This is a genomic window from Sphingobium sp. BS19, from assembly GCF_027925545.1.
Taxonomy (GTDB): domain Bacteria; phylum Pseudomonadota; class Alphaproteobacteria; order Sphingomonadales; family Sphingomonadaceae; genus Sphingobium.
Map to the genome: position 1 here is coordinate 12,530 of NZ_BSEF01000015.1, position 23,480 is coordinate 36,009.

The 23,480-nt window shown below is 59.7% G+C and carries 15 protein-coding genes and 1 pseudogene; 7 read left to right on the forward strand and 9 right to left on the reverse strand.

Annotated features, from left to right (window positions below; genetic code table 11):
- Nucleotides 1-46 precede the first annotated feature (46 nt).
- Nucleotides 47-979, reverse strand: a complete 933-nt coding sequence (locus QMG56_RS16680; protein WP_281823458.1) for a lytic transglycosylase domain-containing protein — start codon at nucleotides 977-979, stop codon at nucleotides 47-49.
- 107 nt (nucleotides 980-1,086) lie between these two features.
- Here QMG56_RS16680 and QMG56_RS16685 point away from each other — a divergent pair, with 107 nt between their 5' ends.
- On the forward strand, nucleotides 1,087-2,382 hold the full coding sequence (locus QMG56_RS16685; protein WP_281823459.1) for a hypothetical protein: 1,296 nt from the start codon (nucleotides 1,087-1,089) through the stop codon (nucleotides 2,380-2,382).
- Nucleotides 2,383-3,342: 960 nt separating this feature from the next.
- Here QMG56_RS16685 and QMG56_RS16690 read toward each other — a convergent pair.
- Both QMG56_RS16690 and QMG56_RS16695 read right to left on the reverse strand, forming a co-directional pair.
- Entirely contained in the window at nucleotides 3,343-3,801 is a 459-nt protein-coding gene (locus QMG56_RS16690) for a MarR family transcriptional regulator (protein WP_281823461.1), read from the reverse strand.
- Complete coding sequence (locus tag QMG56_RS16695; RefSeq protein ID WP_281823463.1) at nucleotides 3,801-5,018, reverse strand: GNAT family N-acetyltransferase; 1,218 nt, start codon at nucleotides 5,016-5,018, stop codon at nucleotides 3,801-3,803. The genes QMG56_RS16690 and QMG56_RS16695 overlap by 1 nt, the downstream gene beginning before the upstream one ends.
- 232 nt (nucleotides 5,019-5,250) lie before the next feature.
- On the opposite strand from QMG56_RS16695, the gene QMG56_RS16700 reads away from it, so the two are divergent.
- Nucleotides 5,251-6,408, forward strand: a complete 1,158-nt coding sequence (locus QMG56_RS16700; RefSeq protein WP_281823465.1) for a LysR family transcriptional regulator — start codon at nucleotides 5,251-5,253, stop codon at nucleotides 6,406-6,408.
- A 221-nt stretch (nucleotides 6,409-6,629) separates the two neighbouring features.
- Here the strand turns inward: QMG56_RS16700 and QMG56_RS16705 are convergent, their stop codons facing one another.
- Complete coding sequence (locus tag QMG56_RS16705) at nucleotides 6,630-7,016, reverse strand: response regulator (protein WP_281823467.1); 387 nt, start codon at nucleotides 7,014-7,016, stop codon at nucleotides 6,630-6,632.
- A 364-nt stretch (nucleotides 7,017-7,380) separates the two neighbouring features.
- Here QMG56_RS16705 and QMG56_RS16710 point away from each other — a divergent pair.
- Both QMG56_RS16710 and QMG56_RS16715 read left to right on the forward strand, forming a co-directional pair.
- Nucleotides 7,381-8,165: pseudogene (locus tag QMG56_RS16710) on the forward strand (IS5 family transposase).
- Nucleotides 8,166-8,277: 112 nt separating this feature from the next.
- The gene (locus QMG56_RS16715; RefSeq protein ID WP_281823469.1) at nucleotides 8,278-12,918 is read left to right on the forward strand and encodes a chemotaxis protein CheB; all 4,641 of its coding nucleotides are present in this window, start codon (nucleotides 8,278-8,280) and stop codon (nucleotides 12,916-12,918) included.
- A 489-nt stretch (nucleotides 12,919-13,407) separates the two neighbouring features.
- Here the strand turns inward: QMG56_RS16715 and QMG56_RS16720 are convergent, their stop codons facing one another.
- Complete coding sequence (locus QMG56_RS16720) at nucleotides 13,408-14,271, reverse strand: chemotaxis protein CheB (RefSeq protein WP_281823471.1); 864 nt, start codon at nucleotides 14,269-14,271, stop codon at nucleotides 13,408-13,410.
- Nucleotides 14,272-14,708: 437 nt separating this feature from the next.
- Here QMG56_RS16720 and QMG56_RS16725 point away from each other — a divergent pair, with 437 nt between their 5' ends.
- Both QMG56_RS16725 and QMG56_RS16730 read left to right on the forward strand, forming a co-directional pair.
- The gene (locus QMG56_RS16725) at nucleotides 14,709-15,938 is read left to right on the forward strand and encodes a glycosyltransferase family 4 protein (RefSeq protein ID WP_281823472.1); all 1,230 of its coding nucleotides are present in this window, start codon (nucleotides 14,709-14,711) and stop codon (nucleotides 15,936-15,938) included.
- On the forward strand, nucleotides 15,935-17,002 hold the full coding sequence (locus QMG56_RS16730; protein ID WP_281823474.1) for a hypothetical protein: 1,068 nt from the start codon (nucleotides 15,935-15,937) through the stop codon (nucleotides 17,000-17,002). The genes QMG56_RS16725 and QMG56_RS16730 overlap by 4 nt, the downstream gene beginning before the upstream one ends.
- 170 nt (nucleotides 17,003-17,172) lie before the next feature.
- On the opposite strand, the gene QMG56_RS16735 is transcribed toward QMG56_RS16730, so the two are convergent.
- The 4 genes from QMG56_RS16735 to QMG56_RS16750 form a co-directional block, all read right to left on the reverse strand.
- Nucleotides 17,173-17,907 (reverse strand): Bax inhibitor-1/YccA family protein, encoded by a 735-nt coding sequence (locus QMG56_RS16735; protein WP_281823476.1) that lies wholly within the window; start codon nucleotides 17,905-17,907, stop codon nucleotides 17,173-17,175.
- 281 nt (nucleotides 17,908-18,188) lie between these two features.
- Entirely contained in the window at nucleotides 18,189-19,133 is a 945-nt protein-coding gene (locus QMG56_RS16740; RefSeq protein ID WP_281823477.1) for a DMT family transporter, read from the reverse strand.
- Nucleotides 19,130-21,247 (reverse strand): transketolase, encoded by a 2,118-nt coding sequence (tkt, locus tag QMG56_RS16745; protein ID WP_375713720.1) that lies wholly within the window; start codon nucleotides 21,245-21,247, stop codon nucleotides 19,130-19,132. The genes QMG56_RS16740 and tkt overlap by 4 nt, the downstream gene beginning before the upstream one ends.
- Nucleotides 21,248-21,556: 309 nt before the next feature.
- The gene (locus tag QMG56_RS16750; protein ID WP_281823479.1) at nucleotides 21,557-21,964 is read right to left on the reverse strand and encodes a hypothetical protein; all 408 of its coding nucleotides are present in this window, start codon (nucleotides 21,962-21,964) and stop codon (nucleotides 21,557-21,559) included.
- 843 nt (nucleotides 21,965-22,807) lie between these two features.
- On the opposite strand from QMG56_RS16750, the gene QMG56_RS16755 reads away from it, so the two are divergent.
- Nucleotides 22,808-23,404, forward strand: coding sequence for an isoprenylcysteine carboxylmethyltransferase family protein (locus QMG56_RS16755; RefSeq protein ID WP_281823480.1), 597 nt, complete (start codon nucleotides 22,808-22,810; stop codon nucleotides 23,402-23,404).
- Nucleotides 23,405-23,480: the final 76 nt, after the last annotated feature.

Here is a 23,480-nt window from a genome sequence, read left to right on the forward strand (position 1 = left end):
AGAAGGCTATCGCTGCGGTGGCGCTCAGGATGGCGCCATGACACCGCTAGAAGGTAGCAACAGCCGCTCGCCGGGAGAGAAGCGGCGTAACGGCCGCGGAGCTAGGGAAGCCACCCGGTTGGGCAAAGCCCCTCAGCCTCGACCAGTCGGCGAGCACGCTGTCGACATAGGCGCGCGTCTCGGTGATCGCCGGCACCCGCCCCTCCCTGACCCGCCCCGGCCCGGCATTGTAGGCCGCGAGTGCCAGGTGGTACTGGCCGAAGCGGTCGAGCTGCTGCCGCAGATAGCGCGCACCGCCGCGCAGATTTCCCTCGATGCTGTATCGATCAACGCCGAGCGCAGCGGCGGTCCCAGGCATGAGCTGGGTCAAACCGAAAGCATTTTTGAGAGAGAAGGCATCGGGTCGGTATTGGCTTTCGCGAATGATCAATGCGTCGAACAGGCCAACCGGAACACCGTGCTCGCAGGCAATGCTACTCATCATCGCATAATAACCCGCACGGCGCTGTTCGGCCTCCCATCGAAGAAAGCCTGTCGGCCGATAGGCCAGCGGCGCGCAGCCCGGCTGAAAGGCCGGAAGAGCGGAAGACGCCTGCGCGCCAAGCATCCATGGCGGCACTGTAAGCATCGCCGCGCGCGGAACCTCGACCATACTGTCGGAAGCCTGCCCCCTTGGCGTGAATTGGTCCTTTTGATCCGACACGCTTGGCGCTGCCTGGGCCTCCGCGAAGCTCCCCGCCATCTGGAAGGCGACCCACCGCCGGTGGAGATCGTGCACGGCAAAGTCGGCTGCAGCTGCGAACGCGGCTTGCGGTTCCTCATCTCCACCCGGGTGTCGGCCCTCCGGAGCGATTGCTGGGGGCTGTCCCATGCTGATCACCTCGGCGCGGCGGAGTTCCTGGCGCTTTGGCGCATCGGCATTCGCGGGCGTCGCCAACACGACGACGACAGCTATCGAACCGATAATAATTGCCCGCATTTCAGTCTCCATTGTTGCCGTCGGGAAAGTGGAGATTGCTCTTGCTGTGCTGTCAATCCGGGCCGCCGGGTCGCTAATGCCGGATACGATGGATCAGGAACACGCGGATGTGGCTGATTGATCGCGGTAGCGAAGGGCGATCTTCGCGCCATATCGCTCTCCCTATCCCCGTGCGCGAGGCGCTGGTGCGCTGGTACGCCGGCCATGGCTCGTGCGCTGACGAGGAGACCGGCATCGTTCTCGTTCAGCAGGCGCGGTTAGGCCGCAAGTGGATCGCCTGCGACTGTTTGCCCGCAGGCGAAGCGCCGCCGGTCCTGACCCCTGCCTTCCTGTCGGAGGCCGAGACTTATTATCTACGGCGGCTTACCGGCAGAGATCGGCCCGAGCACCACCCCGACTGCCCTTTTTTCCGCGAGCAGGCGACAAACCGGATCAGCGAGGTGCGTGGACATCATGCCCCGGCAGATCCGCCAACCGGCTTTTTTGAGGTGCTCAGGCCCGCGCCAGAAAAGCTGGCTCAGCGCCCCAATGAGGAAGCGAACGACGACCGCACTCGGCAGGCCTCGGTCCCGCGCCTCGCCCGCCTTTTGTGGCGGTTGATCGACGTGGCCGGTCTCAATCACTGCCCTTGCCTGAGCGCGGACAGCGACCAACGCTCGATCGGCGACGAATTTAGGACACTCACATCGGTGACGGGTGCCATCATGCTTGCGCCGGGCATTGAGCTCGGGCGCGCCTTTTGGACTCACCCGCAGGCGCTGCACAGCCGTCGGGTATATGGTGGTTTGCGCGCCCTCGCCAGACACTGGCCGCGAGGGCATGCGCCGCAGGCATTTCTCGCCCTCTTTGCTCATCATGTCCGGGGCTCGACCGTTTATGTTGCCGATGGCGATCCCGTGACGCTGGCGAACCGTGTGCAGTCGCCATCAACCAGGGACAACCCGATCGATGGACCGTATCTCGTTATTATCGTCGTCGGCCAATTTCCGGAGGCGCATGGCTATGCGCCACTTCGCGGCTACGCTCAGCCCATTCTAAGCGGCCATCGCTTCATACCCGTGGAGACTGCGTTTGAGCGCGAAGCGCTGCACGCGCTGATCGACATCCGGAGGGCCTTCGAGCGCAGGGGCATCGAGCTTTTCATCGAGAAGCCGGTATTCGACATTCTGACGCCGCTTGGCCCCTGCCGGCCGGCCTTCCTGATCGAGGCGCGCTCGCGGGCAACCGGGGAGTGCCGCCAGATCGCGGTAGAACTCGTGGCGTGTCTCAGCGACTCCGAGGCGCATGCCCGCACGCGGATGCGTGACCAAGTGAAGCAGATCGCTCCAATCGTCACGCTCAGCCCGGCAGACATTGCCCCCGAAAAGCTCGTCTATCGCCTCTCAGCCGCCTTCAATTTGTAAGGAACGGGAGGCTGAATCACAAATTTATCGGAGCAACCCTAATCGCGGCGATGCGAAGTGCGCACCACGCGAGGCCTGCGTTCCCGAGCAATCAAGCCCTTCCCAATGCCGCGTGGGTCTTTGGTGAAGCCATCATCTCGATCGGCGCCCGTGACGAAGCAAACCCAGCCCTGGCGAGAAATATGAATGATCATATGTTTTGAGCTGAATACGTTGCGCGCGATCCACCTTCTGCCCTCCCCAAGAGGCCAAGCCGGAATCGTGCTCGTCGTGTTCGCGACTTTCCGTAATGAGATACTCGATCGCGCCCATTTTCGCATGAGACAGGGTGCACATCCGAGACGGTGTGGTGACGTCGCCAGGACACTGCCTTTCTAACACTCAGTCGTCAGCCATTAGCCGGTACCCACCAGCTTAGTCTGTATCAGCTTGGCGCTTGCCGACGGCCATGATAGATTCTCGTCCGCGCTGCAATGCCTGCAGCGCCGGGACTGGTAATCCCGCAAACAGCGATGTCCTCGGCGGAGCTTCCGCCGGGGTGCCTGAGCATATGTCCAGGTCGCTTGCGGCTAAAAGCGCAGGCGCATGTCTGTTTGCATGTTACCAGCCCCGGCTCCCGCGCCACGCGCGGGGGCATCGGGCGTAACGCGCGACTAAACGATCGGCATTGCATCGGGAAACCCACTCCATCAAACGGAACAAGGACTTGCAGCAGACCCTATTCGCGATTGTCCGTAGGCTGGATGAGGCGCTGGAGCTTCTTGACGCTGTGGACATAGGCGACGGAGAGTGCGCCGCTTCAATCGAGCGGGCCGTGCAGCGCGCAAAGCGCGAACTTCGCAGCGGATTCGCTTCCCATACAAGGCCTCTTCCGCCCCTGCCGGCAGGACAGCGACGACAGCGAGGGGCACTGCTGTCCACCAAGGGGCTCTCACGGCATCTTCGTACCGATCGAAAATCCTAGCGAACGATTGGCGGAGGCGGCCCCTTGGCAGTGAGACGCTTGATTAAAAGCATGATCCGGTCATGGCCGTACTGGCTCAAGCGGATATAGCTGAGTCTGTGGTCGCGCTCATCACGGTCACGCTCGAGCAAGCCCAATTCCTCCAGCTTGTGCGCCCAGCGGCGCGCCGTGCTTGAGGGCACGCTGCTCATCGGAGCGAGGCTACTAATCTGGACCCGCTCGCCGCGTGCCTCGGCCGCATAGACGTCGAGTAGAATGTCCCAGGCCGGATCCGAGAATAACTCAGCACCGAGCACCTCCTCTCTCATGCGCCGCGCCATCAGGAGCCAGGCAGCGAATTCCGCGCCGGGCGGCGGCGGTGACTTCGTCTCGTGCACCGCCGCGCCGCCAAGCAGAGTGTCATCCAGCGCCCCGCCTGGTGCAAGGCCCTCGCCATTTCGACCTAAGCCTTCCATCAGGCCTCTCCCACTACCACTGTCTGCGCCCGTTCGGACCCGGCCCGTCCGCGCAGCCGCGCGTGGATGCGAGCCTGAGGCTTGGGGACTGTACGGTTGCGAGAAAGGTCGAGCGGGCCCGGGCGGTCCCAATCGCCTTCCGGCCGTATCAGGACATAGGGATCCTGGCCGATCGCGATGGTATCTTCTGCCTCGGGCAGACCTGCTTCGAGCTCGACATATTCAACATCGGAAAAAATAAAGCTCGGTCGCCCCGCAATGGGCCGAAAACCGAAAAGACCCCAAAAGCGCGTGAGGTCCGTGCGCGAATGCCCATAGGCACGGCTGTAACCCTTGCGTCGGCAGTAGCTCAGAGCTTCGCGAACCAGGCGGAAGGACAAACGCGAGGCGCGAAACTCTTGCCGCACCGCGAGCCGCTCGAGCTTGACGAACGTCGCGAAATATCGAACGCGGATGCAGCCTGCCGGCTCTCCGTCAATCTCCCCGATAAAATGGGTCGCGCAAAAATCGTTGCCGTCGAATTCTTCGTCGAACGGGCATTCCTGCTCAGCCATGTAGGTCGCGGCGCGCACGGAGAAGCACTTCATCATGTCCTCCATCGTACGCGCGATCCGGACCGTGATCGTGCCAGGCAGGGCGACTGTGCCTTCCGCAAGCGCCGGAACATCCGAACGCGTCGGAAGGACGAGCAGGTCTTCAGCTGCATCCGGATAGGTCGCCTTGGCGAGGCCGAACCCCATCGCTGGAAATAGCCGGGCGGCATGTCCCGTCACCGCGCGGGTAAAGAGCGGGCAGCCGCGGGGAGCCAAGCGGGCCAACAAGGGGCCCAGCGCGCGCAGTGTAGGAGTAAGCGCGGAAGGTGCGTAAATCAGCCAGATGTAGATGGCATGCGGCGCCTCGCCGGGTGTGCAGACGAATGAAAGGTCCGGCTGCTTGCCGCTAAACCTGTTGGCGACGAGCTCACGCGCGCCCTTGGCGTTGAGCGGCAGAAAGGCGAGAAATGCCTGATGCGCGCCGTTGGCCTTGTTTCCGACAAGCTGAAAGATTTCTGGATTGTGCGCTAGCGCCCGCGCAGCGATTTCATCCGACACGAGGGCACCGAGCTTCAGGCGCGCATGCGCTAGCGCGTCGAGCGCCTCTAGAATGTTTGCTGGCCGGATCGAAAGATCACCTCCGCGCGCAGAGCAAAGGCGCATCACACGATCTGAAAAAGCCATAGGCTCGAAACCCTCGATTGGGGCTGGCTTAATGGTCTCTTGGTACATGAAAAATCCCTTCGGTTGTGAAGGGTTATCCAAATACAGCGAGCGACCTTCGTTGACGCGAGCGCGACATGAACCCGGGCGGGTCTATTCTTGGCCCACCCCAACCGCTCAAAGCTGAGCAAAGCGTGTAAATATCCATTGCGGCGCTATTTGCTTGTTGCCCAGCTTGTCGAATTCGATTCTGATGGCAGCCAATTCGGCTTTTAATCGAAGGAGGCCCAGGGGTTTGAACGGGGCATGCAAAAAGAAAGTCGCATCGGGACGAAACATCCCGCCGCCCACCTCCAAGGCAGAACCGGGCAAAACTCGCCTCGTACCGCCTAAAGTCACGAAATCCTTAGCCGAAAAGCTGAAGCGCATCGACTGGCAAGACCTGGAGCTTTTCCTCGATGTTGCAGAAGCCGGAAGTGTGCGCGCCGGAGCGGCGGCTACGCGTCATTCTATCGGTACAATCCGGCGGCGCATTGCCCGCATTGAGGACAAACTCGGCGAAAGCCTCGCCGATCGCGACCCACTTGGACTGAAGCTGACGCCGACAGGTAGTCGCCTCCTCTCAATCGCGCGCGAGATGCAGCAGCTGCGTCACAGCCTCGAATCTGATGAACGGGCTGCGCCTCGCCGCGAGCGCGTGCGCATCGCGGTCACCGAGGGACTTGGAACCTATTGGCTTATGCCCCGCCTCGTCGAGTTCCAAAGCGATCATCCTGAGCTCGATATCGTTCTCATCTGCGACATGCGCCGTAGCGATGTGGCCGGCGGCGAAACCGACATCGCGATCCAACTCGATCAGCCGCAGGACGCGCGGATGTTCGTCGAGAGGTTGGGCTGCTTGCATCTCATGCCGTTCGCGTCCGATCGCTACCTGCGAGAAAACGGCACACCGAAAACCGTGGACGAGTGGCCGAACCACCGGATTGTCTGGCAGGAAGCTGACCAAGTGGCATCGCACCTGCTTCCCTATATTCTCGGAACCAGCGCAGCAGACGATCTGATAGCTCTTCGCACCAATAGCAGCTCCGCGCATTTTCGCGCCATCGCAACGGGCGGTGGAATCGGCATCCTTCCGACTTATGCGCGTGCGGTCAGTCGTCGCGTGCGGCCACTCGACGTCGGCGTTCACCTGCGACGCGAGATCTTCTGCATCGTTCGTCCCAAGAGCACGCCCTCGCCCGGTGTGCAGCTAGCTCTTGCGTGGCTTCGTGAGAGCTTCGACGGCGCGCGCTTCCCGTGGTATGACGATAAATTCATACACCCGCAGCAATTCGAGGATGCGATCTCTTCGTCGAATGTCATCAGCCTGTTCGAAGGTTTTATCGACACGCTAGATGTCGATGATAACTGAGATTGATGGTTTCGGCGCTGGGTGTCGCACTCCACAATGGAACGCCTATCCCGCACGGGCCATCCAGGACCGAGTATAACCCCAGCATCGCCCGCGGCGCCTTTCAGATACCAAGCCTTGTTGATGTCAAGGACGCCAACCTGCTGTAGCGGGCGCCCGTCCGCACTTATCGATGCATCGCACTCGGGACAGTCCTTAGAGGGTCCTTCGGCCGAGGCCGTTTATTTCCCCTGTGGGCTCGGTCTTTCTGTCGGCGCGCGCAGTGCTGCGGCGATTCCGTTTGACAAGCCGAGCATCGAAAAGGGCTTGGTGACAACCACCGCATCCGGCACCGCCCGCTGGATCTGAGCGGTGTCCCCGGTAACGTAAAGGTGTGCAACGAAAGCCCGAGCAAGGATGCGATGCATTGCCGACACGCCACTCCCCTCAGCCAAGTTGCCATCGACGATCATCAGGTTGGGTTTGCAACGGATAGCAGCCGCGACAGCCTCCGCCTCGGTCCCCGCTATAGCGCGGACATCATGCCCCATACCGATCAGCAGATCGGCAAGATCCATGGCGATTAGAGCGTCGTCCTCGACGATCACTATTCTGAGACCCTCGGTCATCGTACCTCTCCCCCCGCCCCGCCCTCGTTGACCCAGTTGGCGATGGCGCGTCTTTCGCGCGTCGTCGCTTGTTTATCGTCGGCACTTTTCAGGATCGAACGGGGAGCAGAGATCGGCGTATCCGCTCCTTCAGCCTGCGGCTTTCCCGGCTCAACTGGATACATTCGGCAATTCGATAAACCGGAGGTGCTCGTCGCTCCTGCGGGAGACGCCCGTGAAGAGATCGATCAAGATGCGATCGAATAGCGCCGTTACGGGAATGAATGTGGGGCCGCGTATATTCCGGTGCCGCTGTTTAGGCCACGTGGACAAAGGTTGACGCGCGTCTGATCGGTTGATTCAAGGCTGTCTTTTGGAGGCGGCATTGGGCGAGCGGATTGGGGTTTCGGATGATGAGTGGGCTCTGATCGGGCCCCTGCTGCCGTCGGAGCGAGGACGTGGCTGCCGACCCGCGGGAGACAACCGGCCCTATTTCGAAGGCATGGTGTGGATGGCGCGGACAGGCGCGCAATGGCGGCATTTGCCGGATGAATATGGCAAGTGGAACAGCGTGTTCCGGCGGTATCGTCGCTGGGTCGTGACGGGCGTGTTCGAGGCCATGCTGGAGACCCTGGCCGCTGTCGTCGAGCGGGATGTCAGCGCCGACATGATCGACAGCACCGTAGTCCGGGCGCACCACTGCGCCGTCGGGCTAAAAAAAGGGATCAAGAATTCGAAGGGCTCGGCCGCTCGCGAGGCGGTTTCACAACCAAGCTGCACGCCCGCTGTGATGGTCAGGGGCGACCGCTATGTTTCGTCCTGACGCCGGGCCAGGCCCACGACGTGAAGGGCTTCGGGCCCTTGTTCGGGATGCTGGCTGACCGGATTGAGGCCCTGCTTGCCGATAAGGGCTATGACGCCGATGCCATCCGCCAGGAACTCGCCAAGGCGGATGTCGAGGCGGTCATTCCAACCAAAAGTAACCGCCGCATGCCGATCCCGCATGATCGCGAGAAATACCGTTGGCGCAATCTCGTCGAGCGCTTGTTCAGCAAGCTCAAGAACTGGCGCCGTGTCGCAACGCGTTATGACAAGACAGCAGAGTCATATCTCGGCTTCGTCGCGCTCGCATCAGTTACGCTGTGGCTGCCCTTTGTCCACGTGGCCTAGGTTGTGCAGAAAGATTGATCGAGGCCGCCAAAAGTTCATTCAGAAGCTCATTCGCCTGGGCGCGGTCGTGACCTGCCAGGCTGCTTCGGGTCCAATACATGGTCAAGTCTCCATGCCGTCCCACCGGCTTGGCTATGCGACGACGCTGAAAAATACGCGCGATTCGTCGCTGGGATCGGGGCTGACAATGGCGCTATGGTTCGCGTTCGTTGAGCCTCGGAAACTACTCAAAACCGGGAGCCATGACAGCGAGATCATCCTTCCCAAACTATACGTAGGGGCATCGGCCCCCGAAGGTGCTACCGTATTCTGCATGGCAGCAAAGAAAGATAAGTCGGCGATCGAGCAAGGCAGCACCCGTGCCCGTGAATCGTCACTGGCGTCGGACCGACAGGAATTGACCGCGCTGACTGCGCGCAGCCCTCCGCGCGCCATGCCGATCGTTGCCATCGGGGCCTCCGCAGGCGGCTTGCAGGCCGCCGCCAAATTGATCGATAGCCTGCCCGCGACCTCCGACATGGCGTTCATTCTCGTTCAGCATCTCGATCCGACACACAAAAGCCTTATGGCGGAATTGCTCGCTGAGCATACCACAATGAAGGTCATCGAAGCGACCGATGGCTGCTCGCTCGAGCCCAACCAAATCCATGTGATACCGCCGGGTCGCTATCTTTCCGTGCGCGGTGGGACAGTCCATCTCTCCCCACCACAGGCGCTGCACGGCGCCCGCCTGCCATTTGATTTCCTGCTCGGCTCTTTGGCCGAAGGTTGCGGCGGTCGATCGGTCTGTGTCGTCCTGTCGGGAACGGGCGCGGACGGCAGCAAAGGCATCGCCGCGCTTAAGGCCGCAGGCGGATATGTTATCGCCCAGAAGCCGGAAGAGGCCGAATATGACGGCATGCCGCGCAGCGCGATCGCTACCGGACTGGTTGATCAAATTCTCTTGCTACCAAAGATTCCGCAGGCGCTGATCGATCGCGGGATGCAGATTACCAGCGTTCCGGTTGACTCCGATGCGACCAGTCCGCCGCCGGCCGAAGGATTGGATGCGATCATCCTGTTCCTCAAGGAAAAGACGTCACACGACTTCCGGCAATATAAGCCAGGAACGCTGGAGCGTCGCATCGAAAGGCGTATGGCATTGCTTGCGCTCCCGCGGGGTAATCTGGCGGCTTATGTTGATCTGCTGCACAAGGACCCCAGCGAGCGCGACCTGCTCGCCAAGGATCTGCTGATCAACGTCACCAGCTTTTTTCGTGACCCCAAGGTGTTCGAAGCGCTGGCGACAACGATCCTGCCCGATCTCGTTAGCAGCTTGGCCGAAAATCAACCCTTCAGGATCTGGGTCGCGGGATGCAGCACCGGAGAAGAAGCCTATTCGATCGCGATGATGTGCCGTGAGGTCATCAAGGCCTCCGGGCGCGAGATCAAATTGCAGGTGTTCGCGTCCGACGTCGACCCAGATGCGATCGCGACCGCGCGCGAAGGGCTTTATTCGCTCGATATCGCAACCGGGATAACGGCCGACCGCCTTGCGCGCTATTTCGTGAAAGACGAGGCGGGCTATCGGGTCGTAGCCATGTTGCGCGGCGATGTGGTCTTCACCGTGCAGGATCTCCTGTCGGACCCGCCTTTTTCGCGTATTGACCTGGTCTCGTGCCGCAATTTGCTGATTTACCTGAACCCCGAGGCGCAGGCCAAGGTCATTTCGCTCTTTCATTTTGCCCTTCGCGAGGGCGGCATTTTGGTGCTGGGATCGTCAGAGACCGTCGGTGCCGCCGAGGACAGGTTCGAGGTCGTCGCCAAGACCGAGCGATTCTACCGGCATATCGCGCGCAGCCGAATCGGAGATACGGGCTTTCCCTTTAGTTTTGGTGACGCCTTGCCCCTGCTTGGGAGGGCCGATGGCACCGGGTCCGCAACGCGCCAGTCCACACTCGCGGATATCTGCCGCAGGGCGGTCGTCGCCAGCCACGCTCCGGCAGCCATCCTCATCAATCGCAAACGGCAGTGTCTGTACTCGATGGGTCCGACCGAGCGATATCTGCGCATCGCTCCTGGCTATGCCACGCTCGACCTGCTCGCGATGGCGACTCCGGCGCTGCGGACCAAACTCCGGCTCGCTATCGACAAGATCAGCAAGACGATCCCGCGGGTCGATGGCGGCCGCACCCGCCTCACCCATGACGGCATTACAATCTGGTTCCGCATCGACGTCCAGGCGATCGTCGGAGATCATGAGGAACTGCTGCTCGTCTGTTTTGTCGAGGAGCCCAACGAGAAAGCGGGGCCACCTTCACCCCATGGTCGTAGCGATGCAACGCGCGTCGCCGAACTCGAGCGCGAACTCGAAGCAACCCAGACTGAACTGCAAACCGCGATTCTCAATCAGGAAACGTCGAGCCAGGAGCAGAAGGCGATTAACGAAGAGGCCCTTTCGGTCAACGAGGAGTTCCAGTCGACCAATGAAGAGCTGCTGACATCGAAGGAGGAGTTGCAATCCCTCAATGAAGAGCTGACCGCGCTCAACAACCAACTTCAGGAAACACTCGAACGGCAGCGCCTCACGTCCGACGATCTCCAAAACGTGCTCTATAGCACCAACGTGGCGACGGTGTTTCTCGATGGCGATCTCAAGATCCGTTTCTACACGCCTGCGATAAAGTCGCTCTTCAACGTCATTTCTGGAGATGTGGGTCGCCCGCTGGCCGATCTGCAGCCGATCGCTACCGACCCGGAGCTGCTCGCAGATGTGCGCCGGGTCCTTACCGATGAAGCCTCGATCGATCATGAGGTTCGCACGCCGAATGGTGTCTGGTTTTGTCGGCGTATCTTCCCCTATCGGGCACACGACGGTCATGTCGAAGGCGTTGTCATCACCTTCGCCGATATTACCGAACGAAAGATAACTACGAAAGCACTCGATGATGCGAAGCTCGAAGCCGAGCGGGCCAACCTTGCCAAGTCTCGTTTCCTCGCTGCCGCCAGTCATGATCTGCGCCAGCCGCTCCAATCGCTGACGCTTCTGCAGGAACTGCTGGCTCAATCGGTCGAAGGGGAGAAAACGCAGAAGCTGCTGGCACGTCAGGAACAAACTTTGGGTGCGATGTCCGGCATGCTTAACGCTCTGCTCGACATCAATCAGATCGAGGCCGGCGTAGTAGAAGCCAATCCGGTCAATTTCCCGATCGCCGATATGCTCGATCGGCTGCGCGACGAGTTCAGCTATCTCGCTCAGTCACGCAGTCTGACGCTTCATATCCTGCCAAGCGCTGCGATCATAAAAAGCGACCCCCGGTTGCTCGAGCAGATGATCCGAAATCTGCTCGGCAACGCGATCAAATATACGAAACGTGGGAAAATTCTACTGGGCTGCCGTCGTCGCGGGGATACGCTTCGAATAGAGGTCTGGGACACCGGGATCGGCATTGCGGCCGATGAACTTCACGCCATCTTTGACGAATTCCACCAGGTCGACAATGCCGCGCGTGAACGCAGCCGTGGCCTGGGACTTGGTTTGTCGATCGTGCAACGGCTCGGGCATTTGCTCGAGCATCAGATCGACGTTCGCTCCGTGCCTAGGAAGGGCTCGATCTTCACTGTCACGGTGGCAAGCCCGGTCAATGCCTCATTATCGGCGTCGGCGGAGACGCACGACCGTGACATCGTCGACGAGCCAGCAAGGACTAGATACAAGATTATCGTTGTCGAGGACGATCCCGATATTCTCGAGTTGCTCGAAGAATTGCTACGGGGCGACGGTCATATCGTCAAAGTCGCATCCGATGCGGCCGCGGCGCTAAAACTGGTTGCTGCTGGCGCGATCCGGCCGGAGATCCTGCTTACCGACTATAATCTGCCCGGCAGCATGAATGGGCTGGATTTGCTGAACGCGCTTCGCGCCAGCCTGCCTTCCGGCTTGCCAGCGATCATCCTGACCGGGGACATCTCGAGTGAGACGCTGACAAAGATCGCAAGCGAGGATTGCGTGCAATTGAACAAACCGGTGAAACCGAAGGAGCTTGTAGCAGCAATAGAGCGACTTTCTCCGAAGCCGGCTTTGCAGACGTCGCAACGTAGACAGGCTGTCATTGGGAGCAGCGCTCCAGTGGCGTATGTCATCGATGATGACCCGGAAATACGCGCTACCATAAGAGACGTGCTCGAGGGGGACGGTCGCGCGGTTCAGACCTTTGCAAGCGCGGAAGCCTTTTTGGAATCCTATCATGTCGGCGGTGAGGGTTGCATCCTGATCGACGCCCATTTGCCGGGCATGTGCGGTGTCACACTTCTCGACGCATTGCGCGTACGAGGCGATCATTTGCCGGCAATCCTGATAACGGGCGACGGCGATGTGGGCCTTGCTGTCGAGGCGATGAAAACGGGAGCCTGCGATTTTATCGAAAAGCCGGTCGGCCGCGCTGAATTGCTTGCCAGCATTACGCGGGCAATCGACCAGTCGCATGATATCCGGCTTGTCGATGCCGCCCATGAAGCCGCGGCCGCGCATGTCGCCGATCTGACGACCCGACAGCGCGAGGTGATGGACATGGTCCTCGCCGGCCAACCCAGCAAGAATATCGCCGCCGACCTCGGTATCAGTCAACGGACGGTGGAAAATCACCGCGCCGCGATCATGCACAAGATGGAGGCCAAGTCGCTGCCGGAACTTGCGCGCACCGCCCAGGCAGCCGCCTCACAAAATCACCGCGAGAATATTCCACCAGAGGCCGAGATCGTCTGCCCTGCCTGACGCCAAGGATCGCGGCACTGCTCCCCGAGGGCTGCATGGCTCGGGAGACCCGCGAAGGTGCCATCGACCTTACTGCCGCAAGGCTAGACACGCCCGGTCTAGGTGTCAGGATCGGAAACTATGCACGCGCAGCGCGTGACGGACAAATTTCTCTCACGCGGTTTCCTCCACGGATCTTTTCGCACGCCAAACATATGGTGTCAGCATCCATCGAATCTCATTCTGGCTTTGGAGGTTTCGGCTTCGGCTCTTTCAGAATATCGGGACTGACCCAGTGCGGAATACTCAGCCTTCCAGTCATCCTGCGCCCAGGCAAACTGCGTTCCTGACGAGAGTCGGACGAGTCCTCGCCAAGCCCCAAACCGAACCCCGCTGTCGTTTTGCCTGTCGCGCCGCCAAGGTCAAAGCCGGGTCGATCGACTGGGTGTTTGGTCTGTTCGACCGAGCTGCCTCTGCGTATCTTGCGCGATTTGATCGGAGCCGCAGGCATCATGATTGCAATCCTCGCGGTGGTTGAAACGGTTCCGGACGATCCGGGGAATCTCCTTTGCCGTTTTCGACAAATGCGACTGACGAGCTGGCCGTTTGGTCGAGGAAATCCGTCTCGATCACTGAGCCAACAATTTGACCAACGTTGCCGGTGATCTCGGTGCATCTTTCCAAATAGAGCCGGGCGAGTTGGGAATGAGACCATGCGGCCGGACCGCAGTTGGTGTTTGAAGCTAAGATGGTCTCTGTCCTGGCACGGTCGCGAAGAAAGGTCGCCAGGTCCGCGCCTTGGCGCACTGATCCAATGATTTTCACGATCTGAGCGGCGATTTGCTCGGGGGCCAGTATAAAATCTACACAACCAGTCGCAATCGCGCTAATGGGCATATCGGAATGGCCGGCTGATGCTGGCAATTGCGCGATCGTTATGCCACCGACCGCGCGAACACCGCACAGGGCTTCGGCGCCGTCGCCATCGTACCCGGATACAATCACCGCGACGAGCTTGCCATGCCAGTGCTGCGTCAAGGATTGTAGAAATACGGTTATGACGTCGGGCCAACCCCGTGGCTTAGAGATCGGCATCAGTCGAAACTCCCCATTCAGCACGTGCAAATCCCGCTGGGGCGGAATGATGAATACGTGGTTGGGCCGAATATTGAGACCTTCAGTAATCAGTTCCACCGGCATCTGCGTATGGCGCGGGAGAATTTCGTGCAGCAGGGTGGATACCGTGCGCAGATGGTTCACGATGACGATCGCCGCGCCGATATCGGCTGGCAGGTTCTCAAGCAGACGCTCATAGGCGTTGAGCCCGCCCGCCGATCCTCCCACACACACGATCGGCACATTCTGCGCTATCATTGAGCGAACGCTCCCCTTGGCTGTTCTGTGTCTAAAAGCTTTTCCCGACATTAGCGGTTTGCGCGGCACCTCTGCAGTTTCGGATACTACTCAGGCTAAGGGTTGCCGCGGTCAATCCAGGGCGATCCGCGCTGCCTCTCGCGCTCCTTACTATTTCTATAGCTCTACTGAAGTGGGGAAGAACCCGCTCCAAGCACATCGGTTAGAAGACCCTTGATTCCAATAATTTTGGGCAAGGATCGTACTTCAGCCAGCGCCAAGTGGCGCGGACGCCCGCGCATATGAGTAAATTCCGACGCTGTCCGGAGAGGTGAATCGGGAGGAACCTCGATCTAGAACGTAATCTATCATCCCCTCGGAGCATTCCTATGCCATTCTTGGAAGCACAGTGCGCCATTGAAGCAACCGGTCCAGAGCCAAGAGGATCGAATCGCCGCGTGGTTGTCACACCCTTGGCAAAGCCATCACGCCATTTCCCGGGGCTCAATGTGGCCGTTATCGGCAATTCCCTCCCGCGACTATGTGGTATCGCCACCTTCACCACCGACCTGCAGCAGGCACTGACGCAATCGCCCCGCGTCGATCAGGCAACGATCATCGCCATGACTGACCGGCAGCAGGAATATGCGTATCCGGCCAGCGTCGCTTTTTCGATCGCCGAGGGAAACCCGCTCGCCTATGATGCCGCTGCTCGCTTCGTGAATGCCGGGTTCTGCGACGTCGTCTCGCTGCAGCATGAATTCGGCATCTTTGGCGGCCCCGATGGGAGCCATATTCTGCTCCTTGTCGAGAATCTTCGGCCTCCGCTGGTAACCACCCTGCACACGATCCTTGCAGCGCCCACCACACGGCAGCGCTGCGTAATCGAACGCATCGCTGCGGCCTCTTCACGGATTGTAGTGATGGCGGCAAAGGGTGCGCGCCTTCTGGCTGGCAATTATGATGTCGATCCGCGCAAGATCGATGTCATCCCCCACGGCATACCGGACGTGGCGATGGTGCCTTCCGAATGGATGAAGGAGAAGCTCGGCTTTGTCGGTCGCACCGTGATCCTCACCTTTGGGCTGCTGAGCCCGAACAAGGGCATCGAAGTGATGATCGATGCCATGCCGATGATCCTGCAGTCCTGCCCCGACGCTCTCTACATCGTGCTCGGCGCCACCCACCCCCATCTGCTGCGTGACGATGGCGAGGCTTATCGTGACGGCTTGGTGGCGCGAGCCGAAGCGCTGGGCGTCGCAGGCAGCATTCTGTTCATCAACCAGTTCGTCGAACGCGCCGAGCTACTCGAATTCATCGCGATGTGCGACGTCTACGTGACGCCCTATCTTTCCGCGATGCAGCTGACATCCGGCACGCTGGCCTACAGTTTTGGGCTCGGCCGACCCATCGTCTCGACCCCCTATTGGCATGCCGCCGAATTGCTGGCCGACGGGCGCGGGGTATTGGTCCCTTTTGGCGATTGCCAGGCAACAGGCCAAGCCGTCGCGGAGCTGCTGGCCGACCCGAAACGGCGAAAGGCCATCAGCAAGCGAAGCTATCAGGAAGGGCGCGCCATGACCTGGCAGCGCACGGCCGAACGCTATCTAGATCTCTTCGTTGGCGCCATTGGTCGCCAGGAGAAAGCGGTAGAAAGGCGTGCAGACCTCAGGCTCACCGCGGCATGAGCGACCGGATGCATTACATTTCACCGAAGTATTTTCGCGCCCTGTGCGATGATACAGGTATCTTCCAGCACGCCGTTCTCGACACTGCAGACCGCGCTCACGGATATTGCATCGACGACAATGCCCGCGCGTTGCTTGCTAGCTACAGCTTGGCTGAGGAAGGCGAGGATTGCGACGCAGAATTGTTGGGCAATCGGTTCGTTGCGTTCATCCAGTACGCCTGGAATCCGGATCAGAACCGGTTCCGCAACTTCATGGGCTTCAACCGAAACTGGCTCGAACCACAGGGTTCCGAAGACAGCCACGGCCGAACGCTGTGGGCGCTCGGCGTTTGCAGCCGCGACGATCCTTCCCCCCTTCGGCGAGAATGGGCCCGATTGCTGCTCCAGAAAAGCTACCCGGCGATGGCGACCTTCCGATCACCGCGAGCCTGGGCTTTTGCGATACTGGGACTTTGCGCGTTCGAGGATACCCGACCAGGCGATCCGGCAGCCAGACGGATGTGCGACCGCCTGACCGGGCAATTGTTCGACCTTCTGGAACGCGAGGAACACGTGAACTGGAGCTGGTTTGAGGATGTCCTCGCCTATGACAATGCCCGGCTCCCTCAGGCCCTGCTGACTGCGGGGCATGCGCATAAGCATCAGCACCATATCGAGGCGGGAGTGAGGAGCCTGAACTGGCTGCTCGAGCTGCAAAAAGGCGAGACGGGATTGTTCCGCCCGGTCGGATCGGACAGCTTTGGCGCGCCCCATGCGCGACCCGAGCCGTTCGATCAGCAGCCGCTGGAAGTCGCGGCGACCGTCGCGGCTTGCCGGATTGCATATGTGATAACCGCTGCTCCTCGATATTTGGCCGACGCCAACCGAGCCTGGCGTTGGCTACTGGGGGACAATGATTTGGGCCTGGCCTTGCTCGACCCGAAAACCGGCCGATGCTCTGATGGTCTGCATCCTGACCGGGTGAATGCGAATTGCGGTGCAGAATCTGTCGTATCGGCCCTGCTTGCCGCAGCCGACATGAACGCGCTGCAGGAGGCATCTCGCCTCGCGGAAGCGCGCTGAAATTGCTTCATCCTCAGCCGATTTCGAACAGTTCCGCTTCGCGCCTTCCACTCGACAATAGAGCCAAATGAACCCGATCCGGTCGATAAGCGACGCGCAAGCCAGCGCGGTTCAACCCATGTATGCTGCGGAACGATTCCCAAGCTCACTTTCGCGCTACTGTCCCGCCGTTATCGTTGGTTGCCCGTGAGTCTTAGCAGGAACATGAACATGTTAACGAAGTCGAGATAGAGGCTAAGTGCTCCCATGATGACGGACTTAGCCATCATATCGCTGCCAGCCACATCGGCATACATCGATTTTATCCTCTGTGTGTCGTAAGCGGTCAGCCCAGCGAACAGCAACACTCCGGCGAAACTAATGATCAACTGGAGACCGGTCGACCGCATGAACATATTAATGACCAAAGCTACCAGCAGTCCCACGACGCCCATGATGAGGAACGTCCCAAGTGCGGATAGATCGCGCTTCGTCGTATAGCCCCAAAGGCTTAAGCCCGCGAACGCCGCGGCGGTTGCGACGAAAGTCGTGGCAATCGATGTGCCGGTGTAAACGAGAAAGATTGACGCCAGCGACAGGCCCATGACCACTGCAAATGCCCAAAAGAGCAATTGGGCTGTCCAGGTCGATAATTTGGTAATGCCAAAGCTCAGCACCATGACGAACGCCAGAGGCGCCAACATGATGATATACTTTAAGATGCCCGGTCCGCCGAGGACCTGCGCGGCTGCACCCGACCGTGCGAACAACAGCGCTACGATACCCGTGAGCAGGACACCCGACGCCATATAGTTATAAACCGACAGCATATACGAACGCTGGCCCGCATCAAAGGCGATGTCGGCCGTTTTGACCGGGGCGGTAGCTGCACCTGCGATCGTGCGAGGGTCAATTCTGTCAACCATAGCAATTCCTCTGCGGTGAACCTCCGTCGCAGGCTAGCGATCTCCGGACCAACAGTGCCAGACTCGGAAACTACTCACCTACGTCAGTCGCGGCGACCGAACCTGGCAGAACGAAGTGATCGACCGCGTCCTTCAAGACAGCCGCGAGCGCTACCAAGAGCCCGCCGCCGGAAGCGATCTATTCCGTCTTCCGCATCATCCATACGCGGTGGTCCTGACAGGCCGCTCGCTGAGCGCTGACGAGGGCAACATTGCCTGGGGTGCCTAGACAGCCTCAGGTGCTATTGCTCGACGAGCGGCTGGCGCGGCACGCCGCCGATTGCTGGTTCACAGCGCGTCGCAACATATACACCTAAGGCGGCTACGCCGACGCCGATTGCGACAGGCCAAGTAAGCGGTTCGGCGAAAAACAGCGTCCCAATCGTGATCCCAAAAATCGGTACCAGAAAGCTGAACACATTGGCTCTGGAAAGCGGAATGGCGCGGAGCGTGGATTGCCACAACCAGAAGGCAAGTGCGGTACCCGGCAGGGCCAGAACCAGTAGCGACACGACAAAGCGTGCCGACCACTCAATCTCGCGCGGGTTTTCCGTAGTCAGGGCGATCGCCGTCAACGGTATCGCTCCGACGAGCAACTGAAGTCCCATCGCCATCGCCGGATCGACACGGGTCGCAAGCTTCTTGATAGCTACGTTGCCGCCAGCGACCCCGAGGACGGCGAGCAGGACGTAAAGCACGCCGAATCCGGTCGCGCGGGCATCCTCGGCGAGGAATTTCGGTGCCGCTATGATCACAGTGCCGACGAACCCGATCAGCATACCGAGCCGGCCGCGTGCGGCCAGGCGTTCACCAAGCAAAACATAAGCGAGAATGCCGGCAATAATCGGCTGTGTGTTGGCGATAACAGTCGCGAGACCGGGGGCAACGAATTCGGCCGCGTGGAACATGCCGAAATAGCCAAGCCCGGTCATGCCTAAGCCTGCGAGACAGATCCAACCCCAAATTGCCCACCCCTTTGGAATCGGTTCCCGCAGGTAGATTGCAACCATAAGCAGAACAGTCCCAGCGAGCCCCGCTCGCAGCGCTGCAAAACTGAGATGCGGCGAATAGGCTATCCCGATGGTGATCAGTGGGTAACAAGCCGACCAAAGGATCATCACAAGGATGGCCAAAAGGCTTGGACCAACAAATGCTGACCTGCCCTTGAAATAGCGGCGCGCCCTCACGTTGCCGGCGTCTCGAACTCCTCGATCTGCTCGCGCGCCGCGGTAAGTACATCCTCTGCCGTGAATCCGAATTTTGCCATCAGATCCCCGATCGGAGCCGAGCCGCCAAAAGTGCGCATGCCGATCCGGGCGCCGGAGCGACCGACATAGCGATCCCAGCCAATCACCGAACCGGCCTCGACCGACACGCGCGCCGAGACCGTGGGCGGCAGCACGCTATCGCGATAGGCTTGGGTCTGCTCTTCGAACAATTCCCACGACGGCATGCTGACGATGCGGGCTGCAACGCCTTCGCTTGTAAGTTTTTCGTAAACCTCCACGCAGAGCGCGATCTCACTGCCAGTGCCGATCAGGATCACGGACGGAACGCCCATTTTACAATCCGCCATGACATAGGCGCCATGCGCCACGCCTGCCGCCGGGGCGAAGCGACCGCGATCGAATGTCGGTAGCGCCTGGCGGCTAAGTACGAGGCATGCTGGTCGATCTTTCAGTGTGATGATGACGCGCCACGCTTCGACAACCTCGTTGGCATCAGCAGGGCGCAACGTGACGAGACCGGGGATCGTGCGCAGCGCCACAAGCTGCTCGACCGGCTGGTGCGTCGGACCGTCCTCTCCGAGGCCGATCGAATCGTGCGAGAAAATGGTAACGGTTGGCAAAGCCATTAATGCGCCCAGACGGATCGCCGGCTTCATGTAGTCGGAAAAAACAAAGAAGGTTGAGCCGTAGGCGCGGATCCCGCAAAGCGCGAGACCGTTCAAGATAGCGCCCATCACGTGCTCGCGAATGCCGAAGTGCAGATTTCGGCCGTCGTATGTGCCAGCCTCGAAGTCGCCGGCAGCCTCGAATGTCAGACGCGTCTTGGTCGAGGGTGCGAGGTCCGCCGAACCGCCAATCAGCCACGGATAGTGCGGCGCGATTGCATTGAGTACCTTCCCCGACGCATCGCGCGTCGCCAGCCCCTTTGAATCAGGTGGAAAGCTCGGAAGCTCAGTGTCCCAACCCTCGGCAAGTTCGCCTCGCTGCATCCTGTCGAGGTCGGCGGCAAGCTCGGGATATTTTTTGCAATAGGCCTGCTTGAGCGCTGACCAAGCCGCATGAAGCTCCGCTCCGCGCCGCCCAAGGCCTTGGCTGAAGTGTTTCCGTATGCCCTCGGGCACGAGAAACTCGGCGTCTTCCGGCCATCCGTATTTCCGCTTCGCCAACCGGATCTCTTCGACCCCGAGCGGCTCGCCGTGCGCGGCACTGGTGTCCTGCTTGTGCGGTGCCCCGTAACCGATATGACTTTCGACGATGACGAGCATTGGAGCGTCGTGTGTGTGTTTGAACGTCTGAATAGCTTGCCCGATGGAAGCGATGTCGTTGGCGTCACCGATCCTCTGTACATTCCATCCATAGGCAAGGAAGCGGGCAGAGACATCCTCGCTGAACGCGAGATCGGTGTGCCCCTCAATCGTGATGCGGTTGCTGTCATAGATCCAGCACAGGTTGCCGAGCATCAACTGACCGGCAAGCGAAGCCGCTTCGCTAGTAACGCCCTCCATCATGTCGCCGTCGCCGCAAATCGCATAGATTTCATGGTCGAAGAGCGCAAAATCGGGGCGGTTGAAGTGTTTGGCCATCCACCGCTGGGCGATTGCCATGCCGACGCTCGTCGCGCAGCCCTGACCAAGCGGTCCAGTCGTCGTTTCCACTCCAGACGTCAGGCCGTATTCGGGATGCCCCGGACATCGGCTCCCGAGCTGGCGAAATTGCTTGATGTCCTCGAGGGTGACGGCCGCCCGGGGCGGCCCACCGCGGCTTGGGACGGAGTCGATCGACCTCACCCCGCTGAGGTGCAACAAGGCATAAAGAAGCATCGAAGCGTGGCCGTTCGACAGCACGAACCGGTCGCGATCCGGCCAGAGCGGCTCATCAGGATCGAACCGCAGGAAGTATTGCCACAGCGTATACGCCACAGGCGCCAAGGCCATTGGCGTGCCGGGATGCCCGGAATTGGCACGCTGCACCGCATCCATGGACAAGGTCCGGATCGTGTTGATGGCAAGTTCGTCGAGATATAGATCGCGCGAAGGCGGCCATCCTGGGTTGCCTGCTGCACTGGTCGCCAGAGAGACGGATCCGCTGGCAGCCTCATCCTCCGGCTCAACTGATGGAACTGCTGCGGCGATTTTGGCATTTTCGGGAGCAGCTGGCCCCCCAGATTTTGGATTTTCCACTATAGCATCCTTGGGCGTTTGGGGACCTTCTGGAGTAGCGGCCTCACCAGATGACGAGGTAGTCGAGCCAGCAGCCATGCTTCCCACCTCGCGGCGCCACCGAAGCCCTCCAAAGAGACTCGCTCCGGAGCATGCATCTCGGTAACTGTGTCGACGGCGCGGGCCGAGACCGCGTCAGCGACCGCCGCCCGAGGACCGTTGCTATTTGGCCGGCATCATTTCCTGTTCGGCTGCCATCTGGCCCATCATGTCGTGCATCATCGCCATGCGCTCATGGCAGGCCTGCATCATCGCGGCGTTGTCGCCGTTCATCATGCTTGCCATTTGTGTTCGCATCATCTGGCGGTGCTCTGTCAAAAGCCGCTGGCGCTCGGCGGGCTTGGTGGCTGCCTGTGCCTGCTGCATCAAGGCCCGCATCTCCTGCATTTTCTGTTGATGCGCCTGCATCGCCTCGGAGCTTTGCATCATGCCGCCCTGCGCCATACCCTCTTGACCAGGCTTAGCCTCTGCTGGGGCACTGGTGCCGTGCTGATGCTTGGACTCTTGGGCAGCCGCCGGCGACGAGGCCAAGCCGAAAGCGAGGAGCGCTGCAAGAATTGTCGTTTTCATATTGAATCCTTCTGGGTCGGATCTGTTTCATCGTTGGGTTTGGTAGTTAGTCAGCTGAGCTGCGGAAGCCCCGGAAACTACGCAGACTGTGATGAGACAGATTGACTGGCGTCATCCTTGCCAACGGGATCTGAGCCAGCGGCAGAACGATAATTGCGCAACGTTCGATCAACTCCGCTCAGAAGCAAGACCCGGCGATACAAAGCCGGGTAGCCCCCCGTCTAGAATCGACGACCCAATCTGCCCCGGGACAGGATCCATTTCACTGGATTGGCGATGTGATCGCTTTGGGGTGAATGCGGAGCCCCGCATCCACCCACCACATCGTAGGCAATCGCCGCAATTGAATGTGGGGAGCTCGCATTGGTAGGCAGGGTAGGTTCTGCGTAGATTCCGACCCTACAGCGCACACCAGCAATTCCATATCTTGTTATTATTAGAACAAACCAAGCCAATTCGGTTTGCAGTAGCCCTTGGCCGGTCCATTCGTCGCCTGCATCTGCATGGCTTTGGTTCGCTTTTACAGCTGGCCCAGTATCGGCCGGCAAGTCCGCAGAACCGCAAAGGAGTATGCAGTGGTGCGGCAGCGATCGGCGATTAGCGGCTACAGCATATCGGCAAGAGACAGTCACACCGGGAAGATCAGCGAATTCCTGTTTGGCAGCGAACTGGTACGCGCTGGCTGATCATCGAAGCCGACTGCCGGCTGTAAGGTCGCAAGATCCTCCTGCCCTCCACGGCATTGGTACGTGTCGATAAAGTGTCTTCCGAGACAGATGGTTCAACGGATTGCAAATAGGACTATTATCTATGGGTACGTTCGGGTGGGGGATCGCCGTGATCATGATCATCGTGATCTCTTGGGTATTCTACAGATATTTTGCACCAAAGGGTTGGCGTGAATGGGCAGGCGCCGGATTGGTGCAGGCATTTATCATCGCGCTATACGCCGAGATGTATGGGTTTCCCCTAACGGTTTACCTAGCGATTCGACTTTTTGGCTTGGACCGAGGATTAGTAAGCTACAGTTTATGGTCCACGTTGCTTAATTTCAGCGAAGCTGGAATGTTTGTGGCAATGATCTTGGGATACAGCGTGGCATTTATCGGGATTGGGTTATTTATTAAAGGCTGGAAGGAAGTCTATAAAGCTCGGAAAGAAAAGCGCGTGGTCACAACCGGACTGTATAGATTTGTTAGGCACCCACAATATACTGGACTTTTCATTGCTTTATTCGGGGAAGGTGTCATTCATTGGCCGACAATATTCTCGATCAGCCTCCTTCCACTAATAGTCATTGCCTATTATTTCCTCGCTCGAAAGGAAGAGAGGGAAATGCTTCGTCAATTCGGCGATGCTTACCGTATCTATCAAAACCAGGTGCCGATGTTTCTTCCTCGATGGGGGGAGTGGAAGGCGATGAAGAAAAGCTCGCAATAATCGTGATGTTACAAACCCAGTTTGTGGATTGACCGAATTAGCCTTTAGAGCGATTATTTGCCTCAATTGTAGCCCA